This window comes from Agrobacterium sp. fls2-241-TYG-188a (genome assembly GCF_030209845.1).
Genome location: NZ_JARVRD010000007.1, coordinates 284,360 through 301,880, shown reverse-complemented (window position 1 = coordinate 301,880; position 17,521 = coordinate 284,360). Strand labels below are relative to the sequence as shown.

General features: G+C 57.1%; 10 protein-coding genes. 5 read left to right on the top strand and 5 right to left on the bottom strand.

Annotation, left to right across the window (positions count from 1 at the left end):
* Positions 1-9: 9 nt before the first annotated feature.
* Positions 10-1,227: a 5-aminolevulinate synthase gene (gene hemA, locus QRN85_RS20225; protein WP_113092358.1), complete on the bottom strand. Its 1,218-nt coding sequence runs from the start codon at positions 1,225-1,227 to the stop codon at positions 10-12.
* A 374-nt stretch (positions 1,228-1,601) separates the two neighbouring features.
* Between hemA and QRN85_RS20220 the strand changes: the two genes are divergently transcribed.
* The 5 genes from QRN85_RS20220 (at position 1,602) to QRN85_RS20200 (ending at position 11,031) form a co-directional block, all read left to right on the top strand.
* Positions 1,602-1,853, top strand: a complete 252-nt coding sequence (locus tag QRN85_RS20220; protein ID WP_045230832.1) for a YMGG-like glycine zipper-containing protein — start codon at positions 1,602-1,604, stop codon at positions 1,851-1,853.
* A 166-nt stretch (positions 1,854-2,019) separates the two neighbouring features.
* Positions 2,020-3,945, top strand: a complete 1,926-nt coding sequence (locus QRN85_RS20215; protein ID WP_113092357.1) for an autotransporter assembly complex protein TamA — start codon at positions 2,020-2,022, stop codon at positions 3,943-3,945.
* 43 nt (positions 3,946-3,988) lie between these two features.
* Positions 3,989-8,149 (top strand): translocation/assembly module TamB domain-containing protein, encoded by a 4,161-nt coding sequence (locus tag QRN85_RS20210; RefSeq protein ID WP_284759883.1) that lies wholly within the window; start codon positions 3,989-3,991, stop codon positions 8,147-8,149.
* A 314-nt stretch (positions 8,150-8,463) separates the two neighbouring features.
* Positions 8,464-8,940, top strand: coding sequence for a chemotaxis protein CheW (locus tag QRN85_RS20205; protein WP_062590348.1), 477 nt, complete (start codon positions 8,464-8,466; stop codon positions 8,938-8,940).
* A 342-nt stretch (positions 8,941-9,282) separates the two neighbouring features.
* Positions 9,283-11,031 carry a methyl-accepting chemotaxis protein gene (locus tag QRN85_RS20200; protein WP_284759882.1) on the top strand — a complete coding sequence of 583 codons (1,749 nt, stop codon included), beginning with the start codon at positions 9,283-9,285 and terminating at the stop codon, positions 11,029-11,031.
* 70 nt (positions 11,032-11,101) lie between these two features.
* On the opposite strand, the gene QRN85_RS20195 is transcribed toward QRN85_RS20200, so the two are convergent.
* The 4 genes from QRN85_RS20195 to fdhD form a co-directional block, all read right to left on the bottom strand.
* The gene (locus QRN85_RS20195) at positions 11,102-12,757 is read right to left on the bottom strand and encodes an OFA family MFS transporter (protein ID WP_284759881.1); all 1,656 of its coding nucleotides are present in this window, start codon (positions 12,755-12,757) and stop codon (positions 11,102-11,104) included.
* Between the two features lie 359 nt (positions 12,758-13,116).
* Entirely contained in the window at positions 13,117-15,138 is a 2,022-nt protein-coding gene (locus QRN85_RS20190) for a sensor histidine kinase (RefSeq protein WP_284759880.1), read from the bottom strand.
* Complete coding sequence (locus QRN85_RS20185; protein ID WP_113092352.1) at positions 15,131-16,516, bottom strand: sigma-54-dependent transcriptional regulator; 1,386 nt, start codon at positions 16,514-16,516, stop codon at positions 15,131-15,133. Before QRN85_RS20185 ends, QRN85_RS20190 begins: the two co-directional genes overlap by 8 nt.
* Before the next feature lie 161 nt (positions 16,517-16,677).
* Complete coding sequence (gene fdhD / locus QRN85_RS20180) at positions 16,678-17,487, bottom strand: formate dehydrogenase accessory sulfurtransferase FdhD (RefSeq protein ID WP_284759879.1); 810 nt, start codon at positions 17,485-17,487, stop codon at positions 16,678-16,680.
* Between the last annotated feature and the right edge of the window lie 34 nt (positions 17,488-17,521).

Here is a 17,521-nt window from a genome sequence, read left to right as displayed (position 1 = left end):
TCATTCTTATCAAGCAACAGCCCGCGCCAGAGCGCATCGCGACCACAACTGGTGAAGTGCTCCAACCAGCTGCTCCAGATCCGCATCGCTGTGAAGCGGTGTCGGGGTGATGCGCAGACGTTCCGTCTTGCGTGGCACGGTGGGATAATTGATCGGCTGCACATAAACGCCATGATCATCGAGCAGGATGTCGGAAATCCACTTGCACTTGGCCGCATCGCCGACCATGACCGGGACGATATGGCTTGGATTTGGCATGTGCGGAATGCCGCTCTTGTCGAGCATGGAACGAAGTGTGCGGACGCGCTCCTGATGCCGGGACCGCTCAAACGGACTTGCCTTCAGATGCTGGATGGACGCAACAGCACCGGCCGCCAGTGACGGTGGCAATGCCGTGGTAAAGATGAAGCCCGACGCAAAGGAGCGGATGAAATCGCAAAGCGCCTCTGACGCAGCGATATAACCACCCATGACGCCAAATGCCTTGCCCAGCGTGCCCTCGATAATCGTCAGGCGATCCATCAAGCCCTCACGCTCAGCGATACCGCCACCGCGCGGACCGTACATGCCAACGGCGTGAACTTCATCGAGATAGGTCATCGCGCCGTACTTGTCGGCAAGGTCGCAGATTTCCTTGATCGGCGAAATATCGCCATCCATCGAATAGACGGATTCGAAGGCAATCAGCTTTGGCGCAGAGGGATCGGCGGCCTTCAGCTTTGCTTCAAGATCTTCGAGATCATTGTGCTTCCAGATGACCTTTTCACAGCGGCCATAGCGGATGCCTTCAATCATCGAAGCGTGGTTCAGAGCGTCGGAGAAAATGATGAGGCCAGGAATCTTCTGTCCGAGCGTACCAAGCGTCGCCCAGTTGGAGATGTAGCCGGAGGTGAAGATCAGCGCGGATTCCTTGCCGTGAAGATCGGCAAGCTCGCGTTCCAGCTGAACATGATAATGGTTGGTGCCAGAAATATTCCGGGTGCCTCCCGCACCCGCGCCACAGTGATCGATTGCGGCCTTCATCGCCTCGATCACCTTGGGGTTCTGACCCATTCCGAGATAGTCGTTGGAGCACCAGACCGTGACGTCCTGCTTTTCGCCCTTTTCCGTGTAGCGGGTGGCGCGCGGAAAATTGCCCTGCTGCCGCTCCAGATCGGCGAATACGCGGTAGCGACCTTCCGAATGCAAGCCATCCAGCTCGGTCTTGAAGTATGCCTCAAAGTCCATTCCATGCTCCAGAAATCTTGTATTCGTTGTCGGCTCACCTCCCTGAACCGTCAACCCCCCTTGACGCCATTTAAGATAAACTGCGTCAATTCGCCTCCAATTTTGAACTATTCCAAAAACACATATAAGGGAATTGCCAAACCGCAAAATTGATTCACATCAATCAGCAATCAAATTGGAACTTTTTCTTTCTGATGCCGTTCAGTAGGGCACAATCGATTTGGGCCGGGAGCGTAGCCTGACAAGGGGAGGCTTCCATAAACACATTCGACTTGTTAGATATCTGTTGCGGTCGGAGGTAGCAGTCGCCGCAGATAACCTATGGGACGCCTACCAAGAGCCATAGAGCTCGTATGTAACGTTGGAGAGAGTTCATGAAAAAGGCTATTATTTTCGCCGCAATCGGTTTGACGCTTGCAGGTTGCACGCAGACTGAAAAGGGCGCTTCGATCGGTGCCGTTTCCGGCGCTGTCATCGGTGGTGCAGTAACCGGCAACGTCCGTGGCGCAGCGGTTGGCGCAGCTATCGGCGGTGTGGGCGGCGCTCTGATCGGCAACGCTTCCGAGCCTGGCTATTGCTACTACCGCGACCAGTACGGTCAGCGTTACACGGCTCGTTGCCGCTAATACCTGAAAATTCTATCGAGGAAGCCCCGGTTCGCCGGGGCTTTTGCGTTTGTGGTGCGAAAATGCTTTTGCGGGTTACCAACCTGTCCATTTATGATTAAAATGTCATATTAACGGACGGGAAACCGGTAGGGCCGATAATAAATGCTCAACCATAAAGTAGCGTATGCCAGCAAGACGGACTGACCCAAAGAAGAGTATTGCGTTCTGGAAGGCAGGCACCGCGCTGGCGGTTGCAGCATCCATATCGCTTTATCCGGGATTCGCATCCCAGGCCTTCGCCTTCAAGATTTTCGGCATTACCATATTCGGATCGGACAAGGACGAGGAACAGGTCCTCGATCCCGTCAACTTCACCGTCACGCTGAATGCACCCGGCGCCGACACCAAGCTCCAGCAAAGCCTGGAAAACAGCTCCCTTCTGTCATCCGAACCCGACAAGCCGGCCTCCGGGGACCTTGGCCTGTTGATCAGGGCGCGCGATGACCGTGAGAGGCTCATTGCCGCGCTCTATGAGAATGCGCGATATGGCGGCACGGTAAAGGTTACCATCGAAGGGCGGGATATCGATTCCATCCCTCCAAATCCGGCGTTCAATCGCTCCGGGCCCGTTCCAGTCGTCTTCGAAGTGGTTCCAGGACCTGCCTTCACCCTTGGAAACGTAAGGTTGGAGGGTGATGTCGCAGGGCGGGATCTCGATCAATACGGCCTTGTAACGGGTGGCGATGCAGGCTCCCTTGCCATCATCAAGGCAGGCAACAAGCTGATTGACGATCTGAAGGCCGAAGGCCGCCCGCTTGCTGAGCTGACAAAAAGAGAAGCCGTCGCCAACCATGCCAACAGCACGGTCGATCTGACACTTGCGGCCAAGGGCGGGCCGGTTGCGCCGCTGGGCAATGTAACTGTCAAGGGCCAGCGCACCGTCGATCAGGCATTCATTGAGCGCTATTCGCGTCTGAATGGCGGCGAACCATATTCTCCTGAGAAACTGCGGAAAGCCTCTGAACGATTGCGCAAGCTGGGGGTCTTTTCCAGCATCACCATCAAGGAAGCAAGCGCTCTTGCGCCCAATGGCACCATTCCGCTCACCATCGAGGTTTCGGAAGGCAAGCACCGGTATCTCGGCGTTGGCGCTCAATATTCGACCACCGAAGGTATCGGTCTTCAGGGCTACTGGGGACATAGAAACCTCTTCGGACAAGCCGAATCGCTTCGGATAGAAGGCGCGGTTTCGCGACTGGGCGAGGCATCGAATGTCCAGGACATGGACTATTCCGCCGGGATCATTTTCACCAAGCCGGGCATCTTCAACCCGGAGACGACATTCACCGCCAGCCTCAAGGCCAAGACGGAACATCCGGATACCTATGACGCGAGATCCGTCACCGGCTATGGCGGTTTTTCCTATGAGTTCAACGACTATGATACGGCTTCAGCCGGGCTTGAGGTCGAGTTTACCGATACGGACGATGCGTTCGGCAATAACCAGTATCTCACGACATCCATACCGTTGGAATTCGTGCGCGACATGCGTGACGACAAGCTGAACCCGACCGACGGGTTTCGCGCTGCTGTTTCTGCAAAACCGAGTTACGAAGCGTTGAACGGCACTTTCTTCACCAGCTTCGAGGGATCTACCACCGGCTACAAGGGCCTCGGTGCCGATGATCAGGTGGTGTTGGCTGGCAAGATTGCCGGCGGCGTTCTTGTCGGTGTCAGCGAACTTGAAGACGTCCCTGCGACACGACGCTTTTATGCGGGCGGCGGCGGCTCGGTTCGCGGCTACAGCTATCAGGAGATCTCGCCTTACACCGATGACGGCGAAGCAACAGGAGGCCGTTCCTATGTCGTGGCCTCGCTGGAGGCACGCTTCAAGGTCACGGAAACGATCGGATTGGTTCCCTTTGTCGATGCAGGCGTGGTATCATCCAAAATCACGCCGGATTTTTCCGATATTCGCGCAGGTGCAGGTATCGGACTTCGTTACGCAACGCCTTTCGGCCCTCTGCGTCTCGATGTGGCCATGCCGCTCGAAAAATATGACGGTGGCAGCAGCTTCGGCATCTATGCCGGCATTGGACAGGCGTTCTGAAGAGCAATGCCGGGCGTAACCAGCAAAGTGTAGATTGATTTCGATGACAGCATTGATTCGTACCCTGACATGGATCGTCTACGCCGCCCTGGCAGGTGTGGCACTCGTGCTTGTAGCTGTCCTGTTTTTAGGCTTCACATCGACGGGCGCTCAATTTGCAGCAAGACAAATTGCCTCTCTCATCTCCACCCCGGACCAGGCGTTCGAAATCTCTGCCCCGTCGGGACTGCTGACAGGCGATCTGCGGGTTGCAAGCCTGACCGTATCCGACAGGCAAGGCCCCTATGCCCGGCTGAGCGGCATTGAAGTGGACTGGTCACCGCTTGCGCTCCTGAAAGGCACGTTCAAAGCAGAGCGCGTAACCGCCGCAAGCGTCGATATCGAGCGGGCTCCCCTGCCCCCCGTAGAGCCCGCCCCGCAAAGCACGGAAGATTTTTCTTTGCCGGTGGAAATCTCCATCGACGATCTTTCCCTGCCCGATATCATGCTTGGTGAAAAACTGGCCGGAAGGACATTCGCTCTGGCCGCCAGAGGTCGTGGGAACGCGACAAGCAACGCAATTTCACTGTCGCTCACCGCCAACCGCAAGGATGACGCCAAGGCGCTTGTCGTTGCCGATATCGCATTTGCACCGAATGACAACATTCTGAAGCTGGATGCGTCACTCAACGAGCCACAGGGTGGCTTGCTGGCAAATCTTTTGCGCCTGCCGGGGGCACCTGCGGTCGCGCTCAACCTTCGCGGCGAAGGGGCCCTGTCAGACTGGACCGGTAAATTGAATGGCGCCGTGGCGGATACGCAGGTTCTAGACGTCACCGGTCGACACCAGCTTGCCGCCGATGGTACACGCCGTCTGGAACTGCACGGCGGCGGACAGCCGGACATGCTGTTGCCACCCTTTACCCGCCAGCTCTTTGCCGGCCAGACCAAACTCGATCTCGCCGCAACCATCTCGCCGGAAGGACGCATCGGCGTCGAAAGCGGGACACTGGAAACCGGCAAGCTGCTTCTGACAGCATCAGGCGCCATCGACCCGCAGGGTCAAAACGACCTTTCCGCCAATCTCATCGGCACGGATGGACCGATCAATCTTCGTTTGCCGCTGGAAGGCGGCGAGCTGAACACCCTGATCGATGGCATGGATCTATCGCTCCGTGGCGGTGCGGATGCCGCCAAGCTCTCCTTGAGCGCCGCTCTCAGGCGGCTTGATTTGCCTCAGGGCCAATTCGAAGACGTCAAGCTTTCGGCCATGAGTGACGACCTCAATCTGGCCAGCCAGAGCGGCACGATCAGGACGTCGGTCAGCATCGCCCGGTCTACAATGACTGCACCGGACCTCCAGCGCGTCGTCAAGGCACCGCTGACACTGAACGCACCGCTGCGCATTTCGCCCCAGACGATTGCCTTTGAAGGTGCGACCCTGGAAAGCCCGAGCATTGGCGGCACAGGCAGCGGCACCTATGATATCGCCACCGGCACAGTTGCCACGAATCTCCGTCTTTTCGTCATGCCAGCCGTTCTTCCCCCTGATCTGGCAGCGAAATTCGATACCACCATCGCAGTGGACGGCTACGTCAATGCGACCGTGGGCGGGGCGACGCGCATCGAAAATCTGGTAGTCAAATCCGGAACCCTGGAAGCCAATGGCGACCTCTCGCTTGAGAACGGCAATATCGTCGCAAAGCTCGGCGGACGCCTGCCCGCGCTTGAAAAGCTGACGCCTCAGGCATCCGGCGCGGTCGGTTTTTCGTTGGAAGCCAATGGTCCGCTAACCGCCGCGGATTTCCAGATCAACCTCAATTCTGCAAAGGCGCTCTTGGCGGGGCGGGCTTTGGAAGCTCTGACGGTAACTGCAAACGGCAAGGCCGATCTGAATGCGCCGCAAGCCAAACTTCAGGCCAGCGGCACCCTGGATGGCCAGGTCATCGATGCATCGGGCCAGCTGGTTCAGAGTGAAAACGGCACAGCAATACCGGAACTTGACATCAAGGTCGGTCGCAACGTTTTGAGAGGCGACCTTCAGTTCAGCCGAGAGTTTCTTCCCTCCGGTCAGCTGACGTTTGATTTCCCGGACCTTTCGTTGCTTGCGGCCCTTGCGGCACAGCAGGCCAGTGGTGACGTAAAGGGCGACATTGCGCTGTCAAACTCCGGCGGAAAGATTGCCGCCACCATTCGCGCAACCGGCGGAACCATCGCGCAGGGCACCACAACGATTTCGAAACTGGCCGCCGATCTGAAGATCGATGATCTCACGGCTCTGGCTGCCAATGGAAATGTGCGCGCGGAAACCATCAATGCCGGTGCTGTTGCCATTTCAGGGCTGAACCTCAACGTCGATCATGCCGGAACGGCAACAACATTCGATCTCAATGGTCGTTACGACAACGCGCCTCTGACCCTCAAAGGAAGCGCAGATACCGGCGCAGGACCGATAGCGGTAACGGTGGATGCGCTGTCAGCGACCCCACGGGGTATTCCGGTCAAGCTTGTGCAGCCAACAACCGTTACCATCACCAATGGTACGGCTCGCATCAGCAATCTCTCCATCCAGACGGGAAATGGTCGCATTGAGGTCAACGGTACGGCAGGATCTGCGCTCGATCTCAAGGCGCAGATCCGAAGCCTGCCAGCCGACCTCGCAAATGCCTTTTCACCGGGGCTTGATGCAGCGGGAACTATTTCCGGCACTGTGGCCGCCACCGGCGCCTCGTCCGATCCTGCGGTGGATTACGATCTGACATGGTCTGACGCTGCAATCAGCCAGACACGGGCCGCTGGTCTGGGTGCCCTGGGCATAAAGGCAAATGGGCGTTTTGCAGGGGCAACCTTGCGTCTCGACACCACGGTCACAGGACAGGGTGGCCTCACGCTGTCCGGCGGAGGTACGCTGGGCGTCACCGGCAACAGGCCTTTGGCGATGGCGTTCAAGGGTACACTGCCCTTCGGGGCTCTCGCAGCGCAAACCTCCGCGCAAGGGTTCGATGTTCAGGGTTCGGCAGCAATCGATGTCAAGATCGACGGCACCACCAGTGCGCCGGTCATTACCGGCGGCATAACGACGGACGGTACGCGCGTGACCGATGTCCGTCGCAACCTGACGATCAACAATCTGGGAGCCACGATTGGCTTTGACCGTGACAAGGCGACGATCTCGCGCCTGACGGGCCGTCTCGCCGGTGGGGGAACCATATCCGGTACCGGCTCGGTCGGAATGTCTGCCGCGTCGGGCTTTCCCGCCGATCTGACCATCACGCTTGATCGCGCAGCCTACAATGACGGGACGTTGTTCACCACGATCGCAAGCGGCACCTTGACCCTGAAGGGCCCGGTGCTGAATTCACCGGTGTTGGGCGGCACGATCACACTCGAAAAAAGCTCGATCACCATTCCAGAGCGTCTGCCCGCTTCGCTGTCACAGTTGAATGTCAAGCACAAGAACGCTCCGGCAGCGGTAAGAGCGCAGGACCGCAAGCTCAAGGCGGACAAGGGCAGCGGGGGGAACGCGTCACCCATCGCTCTCGATCTCCAGATCAATGCACCAAGTGGCATATTCGTGCGCGGACGAGGCATCGATGCGGAGTTGACGGGTAGCCTGACGGTGCGGGGCACGGCAGCGGAACCGGCCGTATCAGGCGGCTTTGAAATGCGCAGGGGCCGACTGGAAATCCTGACGCGCCGTCTGGACTTCACCACCGGCGATATCACCTTCGGCGGTGGTCTCGTACCCGTGCTCAACATGGCAGCCGAATCGACCGCCGGGTCGACAACGGTAACGGTATCGGTTACCGGCAATGCCAATGATCCGGCATTCGCCTTTACCTCCTCCCCGGCATTGCCGCAGGACGAGGTGATGGCTCAGCTGATTTTCGGCCAATCCATGTCAAAACTGTCAGCACTCCAGATCGCGCGTCTGGCAGATGCGGCCGGTCAGCTCGCGGGCGGGCGCTCCACATCTCTTTTCGACAGCCTGCGCAGCAACCTCGGTATCGACGATCTCGATATTTCAACGGATTCGGAAGGCCAGGCGCGCGTTTCTGCCGGTAAATATCTGAATGACCGGACCTATCTGGAGCTTGAGCAGAGCGGCAGTTCAGGTGCAAAAGCGATCATCAATCTCGATGTCGGGCGAGGCGTGAAACTGCGCGGCGAAGCCGGTGGTGATGGCGAAGGTGCTGCAGGCATTTTCTACGAGAAAGAGTACTGAAACCCGCAGCAGAAGTGGGTGAAGAACTCTCGATCCAGAAGCCACGCCCTTCAAGCGCTGAATTCCAGTGCACAGCAAAACACGGCGACGGTGGAACAGACCACCCAGCAAGCCACAGTCTTGCGCATCAAGCCGATTCTGAGAAATTTGTTAACGCAGTTTAGATTTAAGCAACAATCTGCTGTTACAACTATACGGATGAAGCCGGAACGCCATGCTCCGGTTGTTCTTACACCAGGCAGGAAGCCGAAGTCCGGATACGCGAGCGTCGGTGCGCTTGCACTAGCCCAGAACAAGGATTGGGAAGAATTCTGATGGTTACGATTAATTCTACGAACTTTGGCGGCGATACGCTGGAAATCATCGCGTTTCGTCTGCACGATCAGGAGTTCTGCGTCAAAACGACCACCATCCGTGAAATCCGCGGCTGGGCTCCATCGACTCCGCTTCCACACGCGCCGAAGGATGTCATCGGCGTCATGAACCTTCGCGGCTCTGTAATCCCCATCATCGACCTGGCCTACAAGCTTGGCATGAAGAGCACTGTTGCGAATGAACGCAGCGCCATCGTCGTTGCCGAAGTCCACAACATGGTCATCGGAATGCTGGTTGATCGCGTCTCGGACATTCTGACAATTCCAGCAAGCCAGGTGCAGCCTGTCCCTGAAGTTTCGGCGTCCTTCGACAAGTCCTTCTCGGAAGGCATCATCGCAAACGAACATGGGATGATTTGCTTCCTGAACCTCGCAAAGATGTTCAAGGGCACCGATCTGGAAGATCTGGCCGCCTGATACTGCCAAGTATAGTTTTCTACCATTGCGAAGCCGCCCGGCAAAACTGGGCGGCTTTTTTCATTACTGTTGTTTCATAAAACAATATGCGGATATACATTTAAATACTATAAACCTTTGAATTAACAAAAGATTTATTCGCAATAATAGTCGATTTATACTTGCAGTACACGGGAAAATACTGCTGTAAGAGAAATTCATAAATGAATTTTTAATATTATAGATATCTAATTCAATCCCAGAGCGAAAACAATCATTCATAATGATTGTTCTTGAAAACAATATGCGCGCGGCACTGGATGGCTTCATTGCCGCGGCATCATCAGCAAACCTGGAGAAAACATGCTTTGGCGGGGAAAGAGTGCGGACAACAAGCAAGTCCTGGACGCGTTTTCAGCATCTCAGGCGATGATCGTATTCGATTTGACGGGAAACATTCTTGATGCCAACGAAAACTTCTGCTCGGCGATGGGGTACTCGCTGGCCGAAATCGTTGGAAAACATCATCGGATTTTCTGCGAAGAGGATTACAGAAATTCTCAAGCCTATATCGACTTCTGGAAGAGCCTCGGAAACGGGAAATACGACGCACGGGAATACAAGCGTATTCGCAAAGACGGTCGGGAAGTCTGGATCGAAGCTTCCTACAACCCCATCTGCCGCAATGGCAAACCTTACAAGGTTGTGAAACTTGCAACCGACATTACGGCGAAGAAGCTGAAAGCTGACGACGACAAGGGCAAGATGAACGCCCTCTCACGTTCGCAGGCCGTTATTGAATTTACGCCGACCGGTGAGATTCTGACCGCGAATGAGAACTTCTGCACCACGCTGAATTACAGCCTGAACGAAATTGTCGGCAAGCACCACCGGATGTTTTGCGAACCAAACTATGCAGCTTCACCGGAATACGCCAATTTCTGGAAGCGTCTGGCAGCGGGTGAATTCATCTCGGACGAATTCGTGAGATACAGCAAGAACGGCAAGGAAGTCTGGATCCAGGCGGCTTACAATCCCATCCTGAACGACAAGGGGCATGTTGTAAAAGTCGTCAAACTCGCCACGGACGTGACGCCGCGCATGAGCGCGATTTCTACGCTTGGCGAGGCCTTGCGCCAATTGGCAGATGGAGAACTTCGCCAGAAGTTGGACACGCCTTTTGTGCCCAGCATGGAAAAGCTGCGAGCCGATTTCAATGAAGTCATCGAGAAACTGCGCCTGACCATGCAAACCGTGGCGAACAATGCCACGACCATTGCCTCAGGCTCGGCGGAAATTCGTGTCGCGGCAGACCAGCTTGCACAGCGAACGAGCCAACAGGCGGCATCTCTGGAAGAGAGCGCGGCGGCACTGGAGCAGATAACGACGACGGTAAAGGATTCCAGCCAGCGGGCCAACGAGGCCGGAAAGCTGGTTAACTCCACAAAACAAAGCGCCGAAGTTTCAGGAGCGATTGTCGACCGGGCCATCGGGGCCATGGACCAAATCTCACAGTCTTCCGGTGAGATCACCAACATTATCGGCGTTATCGACGATATCGCCTTTCAGACAAACCTACTTGCCCTGAATGCCGGGGTAGAGGCCGCCCGCGCAGGCGAAGCTGGCAAGGGTTTTGCCGTCGTCGCACAGGAGGTTCGCGAACTTGCGCAGCGCTCGGCAAGTGCAGCAAAGGAAATCAAGCAACTGATCAACAAATCACGGGAACAGGTCGCCAACGGCGTTGATCTCGTCGGCCAGACGGGGAGCGCCCTCAAGGAGATTGCGTCCAAGGTCGGACTGATCGATGCCAATGTCGCGGCTATCGTTGAGGCAACCAAGGAGCAGGCAAGCGGTCTTGCGGAAATCAATGATGCAGTCAACATCATGGATCAGGCAACCCAGAAAAATGCGGCAATGGTGGAAGAGACCAACGCCGCGAGCCACGGCCTGGCGCGCGAAGCCGAGAGCCTGAGAGAATTGCTGGGCCAGTTCAAGATCGGCAATTCCGCCCCCTCTCCCCGCGCCCCGGAGGCACGTGTCGCGCCATCGCCAGTCAGGATGGTAGCATCGTCCAGACAGACTGCAGCGGCAGCCAAATGGGAAGACTTCTAAGCCGAGACTTTCCCGGCCAACAAAAAAAGGCGGCAATCTGCCGCCTTTTTCATGTGTCATATCGTGTCGCTCAGGTGAACAATACGAATGTCTTCTGCAGCGTAATCCAGATACCCCAGATGATTGGGATACCGACGATTGCCCATGCGATCAGCGCCTTGGCGTCGAAACCACCCTTGCCAATTCCGAAAGATCCGGTCGGACCGGCGCCAGCAGCTGTCGTCTTGGCCTGAAGGGCCGCAACTTCTTCTTCCGACATGTACCACTTGTCGGCCAGCGGCTTCACCATCAGATTGGCGATGAGGCCGAGGACCAACATGCCAGCCAGGATATACATCGTGAAGTCATAGACCTGGGCGCGCGGAATACCGGCGGCGATCTGCGCTTCACGAATGTAGTTGACGACGACAGGCCCGATGATGCCCGCCGTTGCCCAGGCTGTGAGCAAGCGGCCATGGATGGCGCCAACGAACTGGGTACCGAAGATATCGGCAAGATAGGCCGGGATGGTCGCAAAGCCACCACCATACATCGAAACGATGATGCAGAGCATTCCAACGAAGAGCGCCTTGTTGCCAAGACCTGCCGCCCAGGGAGCCGATGCATAAAGCAGGATGCCGAGAGCAAAGAAGGTGAAGTAGGTGCCCTTGCGGCCGATGCGGTCAGAGAGCGAAGCCCAGAAGAAACGACCGGCGATGTTGAATACCGACAGCAAGCCGGTGAAACCGGCGGCGATTGCGGCGATCTGCGCCAGTTGCTCCGGGGTAAGATCAGCGAACTTAACGTTCGGCTGGCCAATCAGCGAACCGGCGAAGATTTCCTGGAGCATAGGGGATGCCATGCCGAGAACGCCGATACCGGCAGAAACGTTGAGGCACAGAACGAGCCAGATCATCCAGAACTGCTTCGTCTTGTGCGCGTTTTTCAGATGCACGTGACGGGTCGTGATCATGGAATTCTTGGCAGCAGGCGCTGTCCAGCCTTCCGGCTTCCAGCCAGCTGGTGGAATGCGGTAGCCAAAGGCACCGGCCATCATGAAGACGAAATAGATCGCTGCCATGACAAGGAAGGTTTCCCACACGCCGATGGAAACGTCGGTGCGGAAATGGCGCATGAGAGCGTCAGCAAGAGGCGCACCAATCATAGCACCACCACCAAAGCCCATGATGGCCATGCCGGTTGCCATGCCGCGACGGTCCGGGAACCACTTGATCAGGGTGGAAACCGGAGAGATGTAGCCAAGGCCAAGGCCGATACCGCCGATAACGCCGGCGCCGAACCACATCAGCCAAAGCTGGTGTGTCATGATGCCGATGGCAGCGATGGTCATGCCACCGCACCAGCAGATTGCCGATACGAAGCCTGCCTTGCGGGGACCCGCACGCTCCAGCCATCCACCCCATATGGCGGCAGAGCAGCCCAGGAGAACGAAGAAGAGTGTGTAGATCCAGCCGAGGTCACTGACGCGCCAGTCGCAGGTCGTGGTGAACAGCGCAGATGCGAGGTTAAGGTCGGTACATGCAACGGACGACGTGATGCCGATTGCCTTGGTGAGCGGCAACCAGAAAACCGAGAAGCCGTAAGCCATGCCGATGCACAGATGGATGGCCAAAGCGGCCGGGGGAACCAGCCAGCGGTTGAAGCCAGGTTTTGCGATAATTCTTTCGCGGTCCAGAAGACCTGCACCCGCACCTGTTGGCGCGAATGTTTCGTTGGTCGCAGTCATTTGTGTCCCTCCATTCACCGCGCCAGGCGATGAATTTCGATGTTGTTATTCATTTCCACGGTGTCGGAGCAGCGTCTGGCGCTTCCTGGCGCAAGGCGCGCTCCGATACATTGGAAACAATGTCCCAAGCCCACGGGGCCAAAATGCGCGGGCGGCTCCTTCTACGGGACGCTCACATGCACTGGCCTGATGTGTTGCCATCCAAGGCTCAGCAATTCATGTGCCAGAAACGAAATTGAGGTTTATCAACGAGATAGACAGGCATTCATCAGGTAGTGGGACAAAATGTCCCAGCGGGCCCGACAAAATGTCCACATTTTTGCTTTCTTTTCGCCACGATCGGATGGCTTTGGCTGCCCCTAGAGGGCCTGCGGCAGCCATATGGTGAAGGACGTACCCTGGCCGGGAATGCTCTCGACAGTAATTTCACCGCCTTGCCGGGCAATCAGCATCTGGCTGACGGACAGACCGAGACCCGTTCCCTCCTGCCGCTTCGTGGTGAAGAAGGGATCAAAAATTCGGGCGACGACATCTTCACTCATGCCCACGCCATTATCCTTCACGGCAAGCCCGACCCCATGTGACCCATGCCGTTCCTCATCAAAGCTGGTCAATGTAAGGGTTCCGCCCTCTGGCATGGCATGAGCGGCATTGACGATGAGGTTGACCAGTACCTGCTGCAGTTCGGTGCGGTTCATCGCCAGAAGGCCGGTGGCTTTGTCTGCCCTGACGATTTCGATGCCTGCGCGGCTGAGCACATGTTTGACCAGCGGCATACAGTCTGAGATCACCGCGTCCGGGCTGAGACGCTCCACATATCCGGCAAATTCCTCCGGTCTGGCAAACTGCAGAAGCTTGCCCACGATCCGGCTGATCCGCTCGACCTGCTCATCGATCAGATTGAACTCCGTCCTCGCCAGATCCGCCTGATCGCCCAGAATCACACGCGCGACTTCGAGATTGCCCTGGATCACCGCAATCGGATTGTTGATCTCGTGGGCGACGCCCGCGGTAATCTCGCCGATCGTCGCCAGCTTTTCCGACATGACCAATTGCTTCGTCGTTGCCTCCAGACGCAGATTGGCAAGCTGCAATTCCTGTGTGCGTTGGCCTACCCGGACGTTGAGCTCCTCGTTCCAAGCGCGCAGCTCACCCTCGCGCTGCTGGAGCCGATCAAGCAGTTCATCAAGGTGAACGGCCACCTGTCCTATCTCGTCTGCGTTCGGTGGCAGGCCGGTGCGCGCCGAAAGATTGCCGTCATCAACCTGTGAAATCGTCTCGGTAATGCGTTCCAGCGGTTTGAAGATGGCCCGTGCCCAGCGCAGAAAAACGGGAATGCTGAGAATCGTGATGCCCAGAAACGCCGCAATAACAGATCCAAGCGTCTCATACTTGGCCTGCGCAAACGGGGCCTCCAGAAAACCGACATAGAGCATTCCCACGCGCTTGCCATAGCTGTCCACCAATGGCTCATAGGCTGAAATATACCAGTCGTTGACGACAAAGGCGCTGTCCAGCCAGACCTGACCGGAACCCAGAACGGCGGAATACACCACCTGCGATACTCTGGTCCCCAGAGCCCGCTGATTCTCGAACAGCCGCACATTGGTGCTGATGCGGACATCATCCAGAAAAAGGGTGGCTGTACCCTGGCTTCCCTCCGGCAGACTGGCCTTTCGGTAGACGAGATCATTGATCGTATCGATGAAATCGAGGTTCTGGTTGAGCAGCCTGCCGCCAACCAGCGCAAGCGTCGTTCCATCACGCAGCTGCAGCGGGCTTGCCGCATGAATCATCATTCCGCGGGTTTCGGTAGGTTTTTCTCCCCTCTGGGCGTTGGCGGTCGGCACGAGGTCAAGCCGCGCTCTTTGTGCAAGAGCAGGCGACAGCGTCTTCAGATCCTCCTCGGAAAAGACATCGATAGCATGAGATGCTTTGCCTGCAAGGGCAGACGAACGCACCGGCCAATCGACGCGCGTCCGGCCTGTTCCGGTACCGGCGCTTGCGGAAATCGCTCCCCCGCCATCCACGACGAAAAGGAAGTCGAGGCCGAGCTTTTGTCTGCTGTCTTCCAGAAAGAGCCTGAGCGCGTCTTCATCCCCCTCGGTGGTGATGTCTCTGAGGCGGGCGGAAGCGCTGATCGCACCCAGCCGTTCGCCGGTGTTCTCCAGGATTGTTGCGAGATACTGATGGGCAACAGTCAGGTCACTGTTGACCTTGGTGGTCAGGAGCGCATCGAACTTGCCGCTCCACCGTACCATGGTTACGCCGAGCAGCAGCGGCAGAATGACGAGCGTCGGCAACAAGGCGATGGCCAGAAGCCGAAACCGGACTGATTTCAATGCGCCAAATACGCTAAAAAGCCCCGGTTTTTCAGCCATGCCAGAAAGACATCTTACGATCGATCGTCTTTCGTGAAATTCCAAGCCGCCTTGAAGCCTCGTCCCTGTTCCCCGAAACGTCACTCAAGACAGCCAGTATATGACGTCGCTCGACCTCCTCCAGCGTCCCGGAAGAGCTTTGCAGCGGCACACTGCCCTTCAGATCGAGCGGAAAACGGCCAAGGATGAGGCTTCGCTCGATGAAATTGCGCAGTTCCCGCACGTTTCCCGGCCAATGGTAGGAAAGAAGCATTGAACGAACCGCATCGTCCATCGCCACAGGCGGCATTCCCAGTTGCTGCGAAAGCTTGTGCATGAATAACTCGCAGAGTTCCAGAACATCCTGGTCACGGTCACGCAACGGCGCCAGATAAATCTGCATGACGTTGATACGGTAGAACAAATCTGCCCGGAACCTGCCTTTCTCCACATCTGCAGCCAGATCGGCATTGGTCGCGAAGATGAAGCGTATATCGATCGGTACTTCGCGCTCGGCACCGACGGGTCGGACTTTCCGATCTTCGAGAACGCGCAACAATTTGCTTTGCAAGGGGACCGGCATTTCGCCAATCTCATCCAGAAACAATGTTCCGCCCTGCGCGTGCAGAAACAATCCTTCCCGACGCGTATCCGCCCCCGTAAACGCACCTTTCACGTGGCCAAAGAGTTCGGTTTCCAGCATGTCGGCGGGAATGGCTGCGCAATTGACCGGCACGAATGGTTTGCTGGCACGGTCGGACAGATCATGGATGGAGTGCGCCAGCACTTCCTTGCCTGTTCCGGATTCGCCAGTCAGCAGAACGGAGGTTGGCAACGGTGCAACCCGGCTTATCATGTCGCGCGTCTGTTGAATGGTGGCAGAACTGCCGACCAGCCGATCCCTGAGGAAAATATGGTCGGCGGCCGTCCTCAACTGATATTTGAGTGCCGAATTTTCCCGCTGGAGATTGGAACGATCAAGCGCACGTGAGATCGCATTCAGGATCTGGTTTGACCGAAACGGCTTGAGAACGAAATCCGCAGCGCCAGCGCGGATGGCCTGGATTGCGGTGTCGAGATCCGCATAGGCCGTCATCAGGATTGCATCGGCATAGAAGCCGACCGCTCTCTGTTCCGCGAGCCATTCAAGGCCTGTTTTTTTCGGCATGATATTGTCGAGAATGACGATATCGAAATGGCGCTCGTCCAGCTTTCGGGTCGCCTCTGCGGTATCTGCGGCCTCGTCCACAAAGGCACAACGCGTCTCGAGCGTCCGCATGAGAAAGTTGCGCATGCCGGGCTCGTCATCGATGATGAGAACCGAGGCCTTGGCTAGCCACGGGCCGAAATCCGGCTCCTGTCCTTTTGCCTTGGTCTTCGGGATCATGTCATGTTGCATGGTATTCTCCCGGCACGCAACATCAGCGGACCGTCAGATTTTTGCGTGGAGACGCCGGTTTCGCGCTCAGGGCCAGCCGCGCGCGTTACGGAGTTGAGGAATAGCAAAACTGCATCAGAAAGCAAAAGGAATGCTGATGCCGTGCTTGCCGATATCTTACCTCAGTCAACAAGAACCCTGTCGGAGCGCGTGAATATTTCCATGTCATCACCCCTGACCAGGGCGACGAGTGTCATGCCGGCACGTTCGGCGGTTTCGATCGCCAGGGCGGTTGGAGCTGACACCGCCGCGAGGATACCGCTACCGAGGATCGCGGCCTTCTGGACCATCTCGACGGAGATCCGGCTCGTCACGACCACTACGCCTGCGCTGCCGGTACCGCCGCTGCGCAGAACCGCCCCTGCCAGCTTATCCAACGCATTGTGCCGCCCGACATCCTCCCGCGCGGCTTGAAGTCCCTCTCCAGGAATATAGAAGCCGCAACCGTGCACCGCACGGGTTTGCCGGAAAAAGGGTTGGGCTTCATGGAGCGCATCCATGGCAGCCACGAGATCATCAGCGGAAACCTTGAGATCGCAATGCGACACATCCGGAATGGGCCGCAATGCCTGCTCGATCGATTCAATGCCGCATAGGCCACACCCAACGGGCCCCGCCATGTGACGCCTGCGTGAGCGCAAGGCGTCAGCCTGCTCATCGAAGAGCGACACCTGGACGTCGAAACCCTGCCCGGTCTCCAGCACGTCCACAGCATCAATCTGCGAAACGCTCGATATGATCCCCTCGGTGAGGCTGAAGCCAACCGCAAAATCTTCCAGATCCGCAGGTGTGGCCATCATAACGGCATGTGTGGTTCCGCCATATGAGAAAGCAACGGCGACTTCTTCAGGAGAATCCCGAAGGCCCTCGCTGACGACGCCATCACGGCGGGATATGCGTTTGACGGAGCGATACGGGGAAGTTGCGGGCATGGACAGACCTTATTGCAAATACTGAATGATTGCC

Excerpts from the sequence above, each read along its gene's own strand:
- hemA (WP_113092358.1), bottom strand. The coding sequence starts at position 1,227 with ATGGACTTTGAGGCATACTTCAAGACCGAGCTGGATGGCTTGCATTCG.
- QRN85_RS20220 (WP_045230832.1), top strand. The coding sequence starts at position 1,602 with ATGAAAAAGGCTATTATTTTCGCCGCAATCGGTTTGACGCTTGCAGGT.
- QRN85_RS20215 (WP_113092357.1), top strand. The coding sequence starts at position 2,020 with ATGCCAGCAAGACGGACTGACCCAAAGAAGAGTATTGCGTTCTGGAAG.
- QRN85_RS20210 (WP_284759883.1), top strand. The coding sequence starts at position 3,989 with ATGACAGCATTGATTCGTACCCTGACATGGATCGTCTACGCCGCCCTG.
- QRN85_RS20205 (WP_062590348.1), top strand. The coding sequence starts at position 8,464 with ATGGTTACGATTAATTCTACGAACTTTGGCGGCGATACGCTGGAAATC.
- QRN85_RS20200 (WP_284759882.1), top strand. The coding sequence starts at position 9,283 with ATGCTTTGGCGGGGAAAGAGTGCGGACAACAAGCAAGTCCTGGACGCG.
- QRN85_RS20195 (WP_284759881.1), bottom strand. The coding sequence starts at position 12,757 with ATGACTGCGACCAACGAAACATTCGCGCCAACAGGTGCGGGTGCAGGT.
- QRN85_RS20190 (WP_284759880.1), bottom strand. The coding sequence starts at position 15,138 with ATGGCTGAAAAACCGGGGCTTTTTAGCGTATTTGGCGCATTGAAATCA.
- QRN85_RS20185 (WP_113092352.1), bottom strand. The coding sequence starts at position 16,516 with ATGCAACATGACATGATCCCGAAGACCAAGGCAAAAGGACAGGAGCCG.
- fdhD (WP_284759879.1), bottom strand. The coding sequence starts at position 17,487 with ATGCCCGCAACTTCCCCGTATCGCTCCGTCAAACGCATATCCCGCCGT.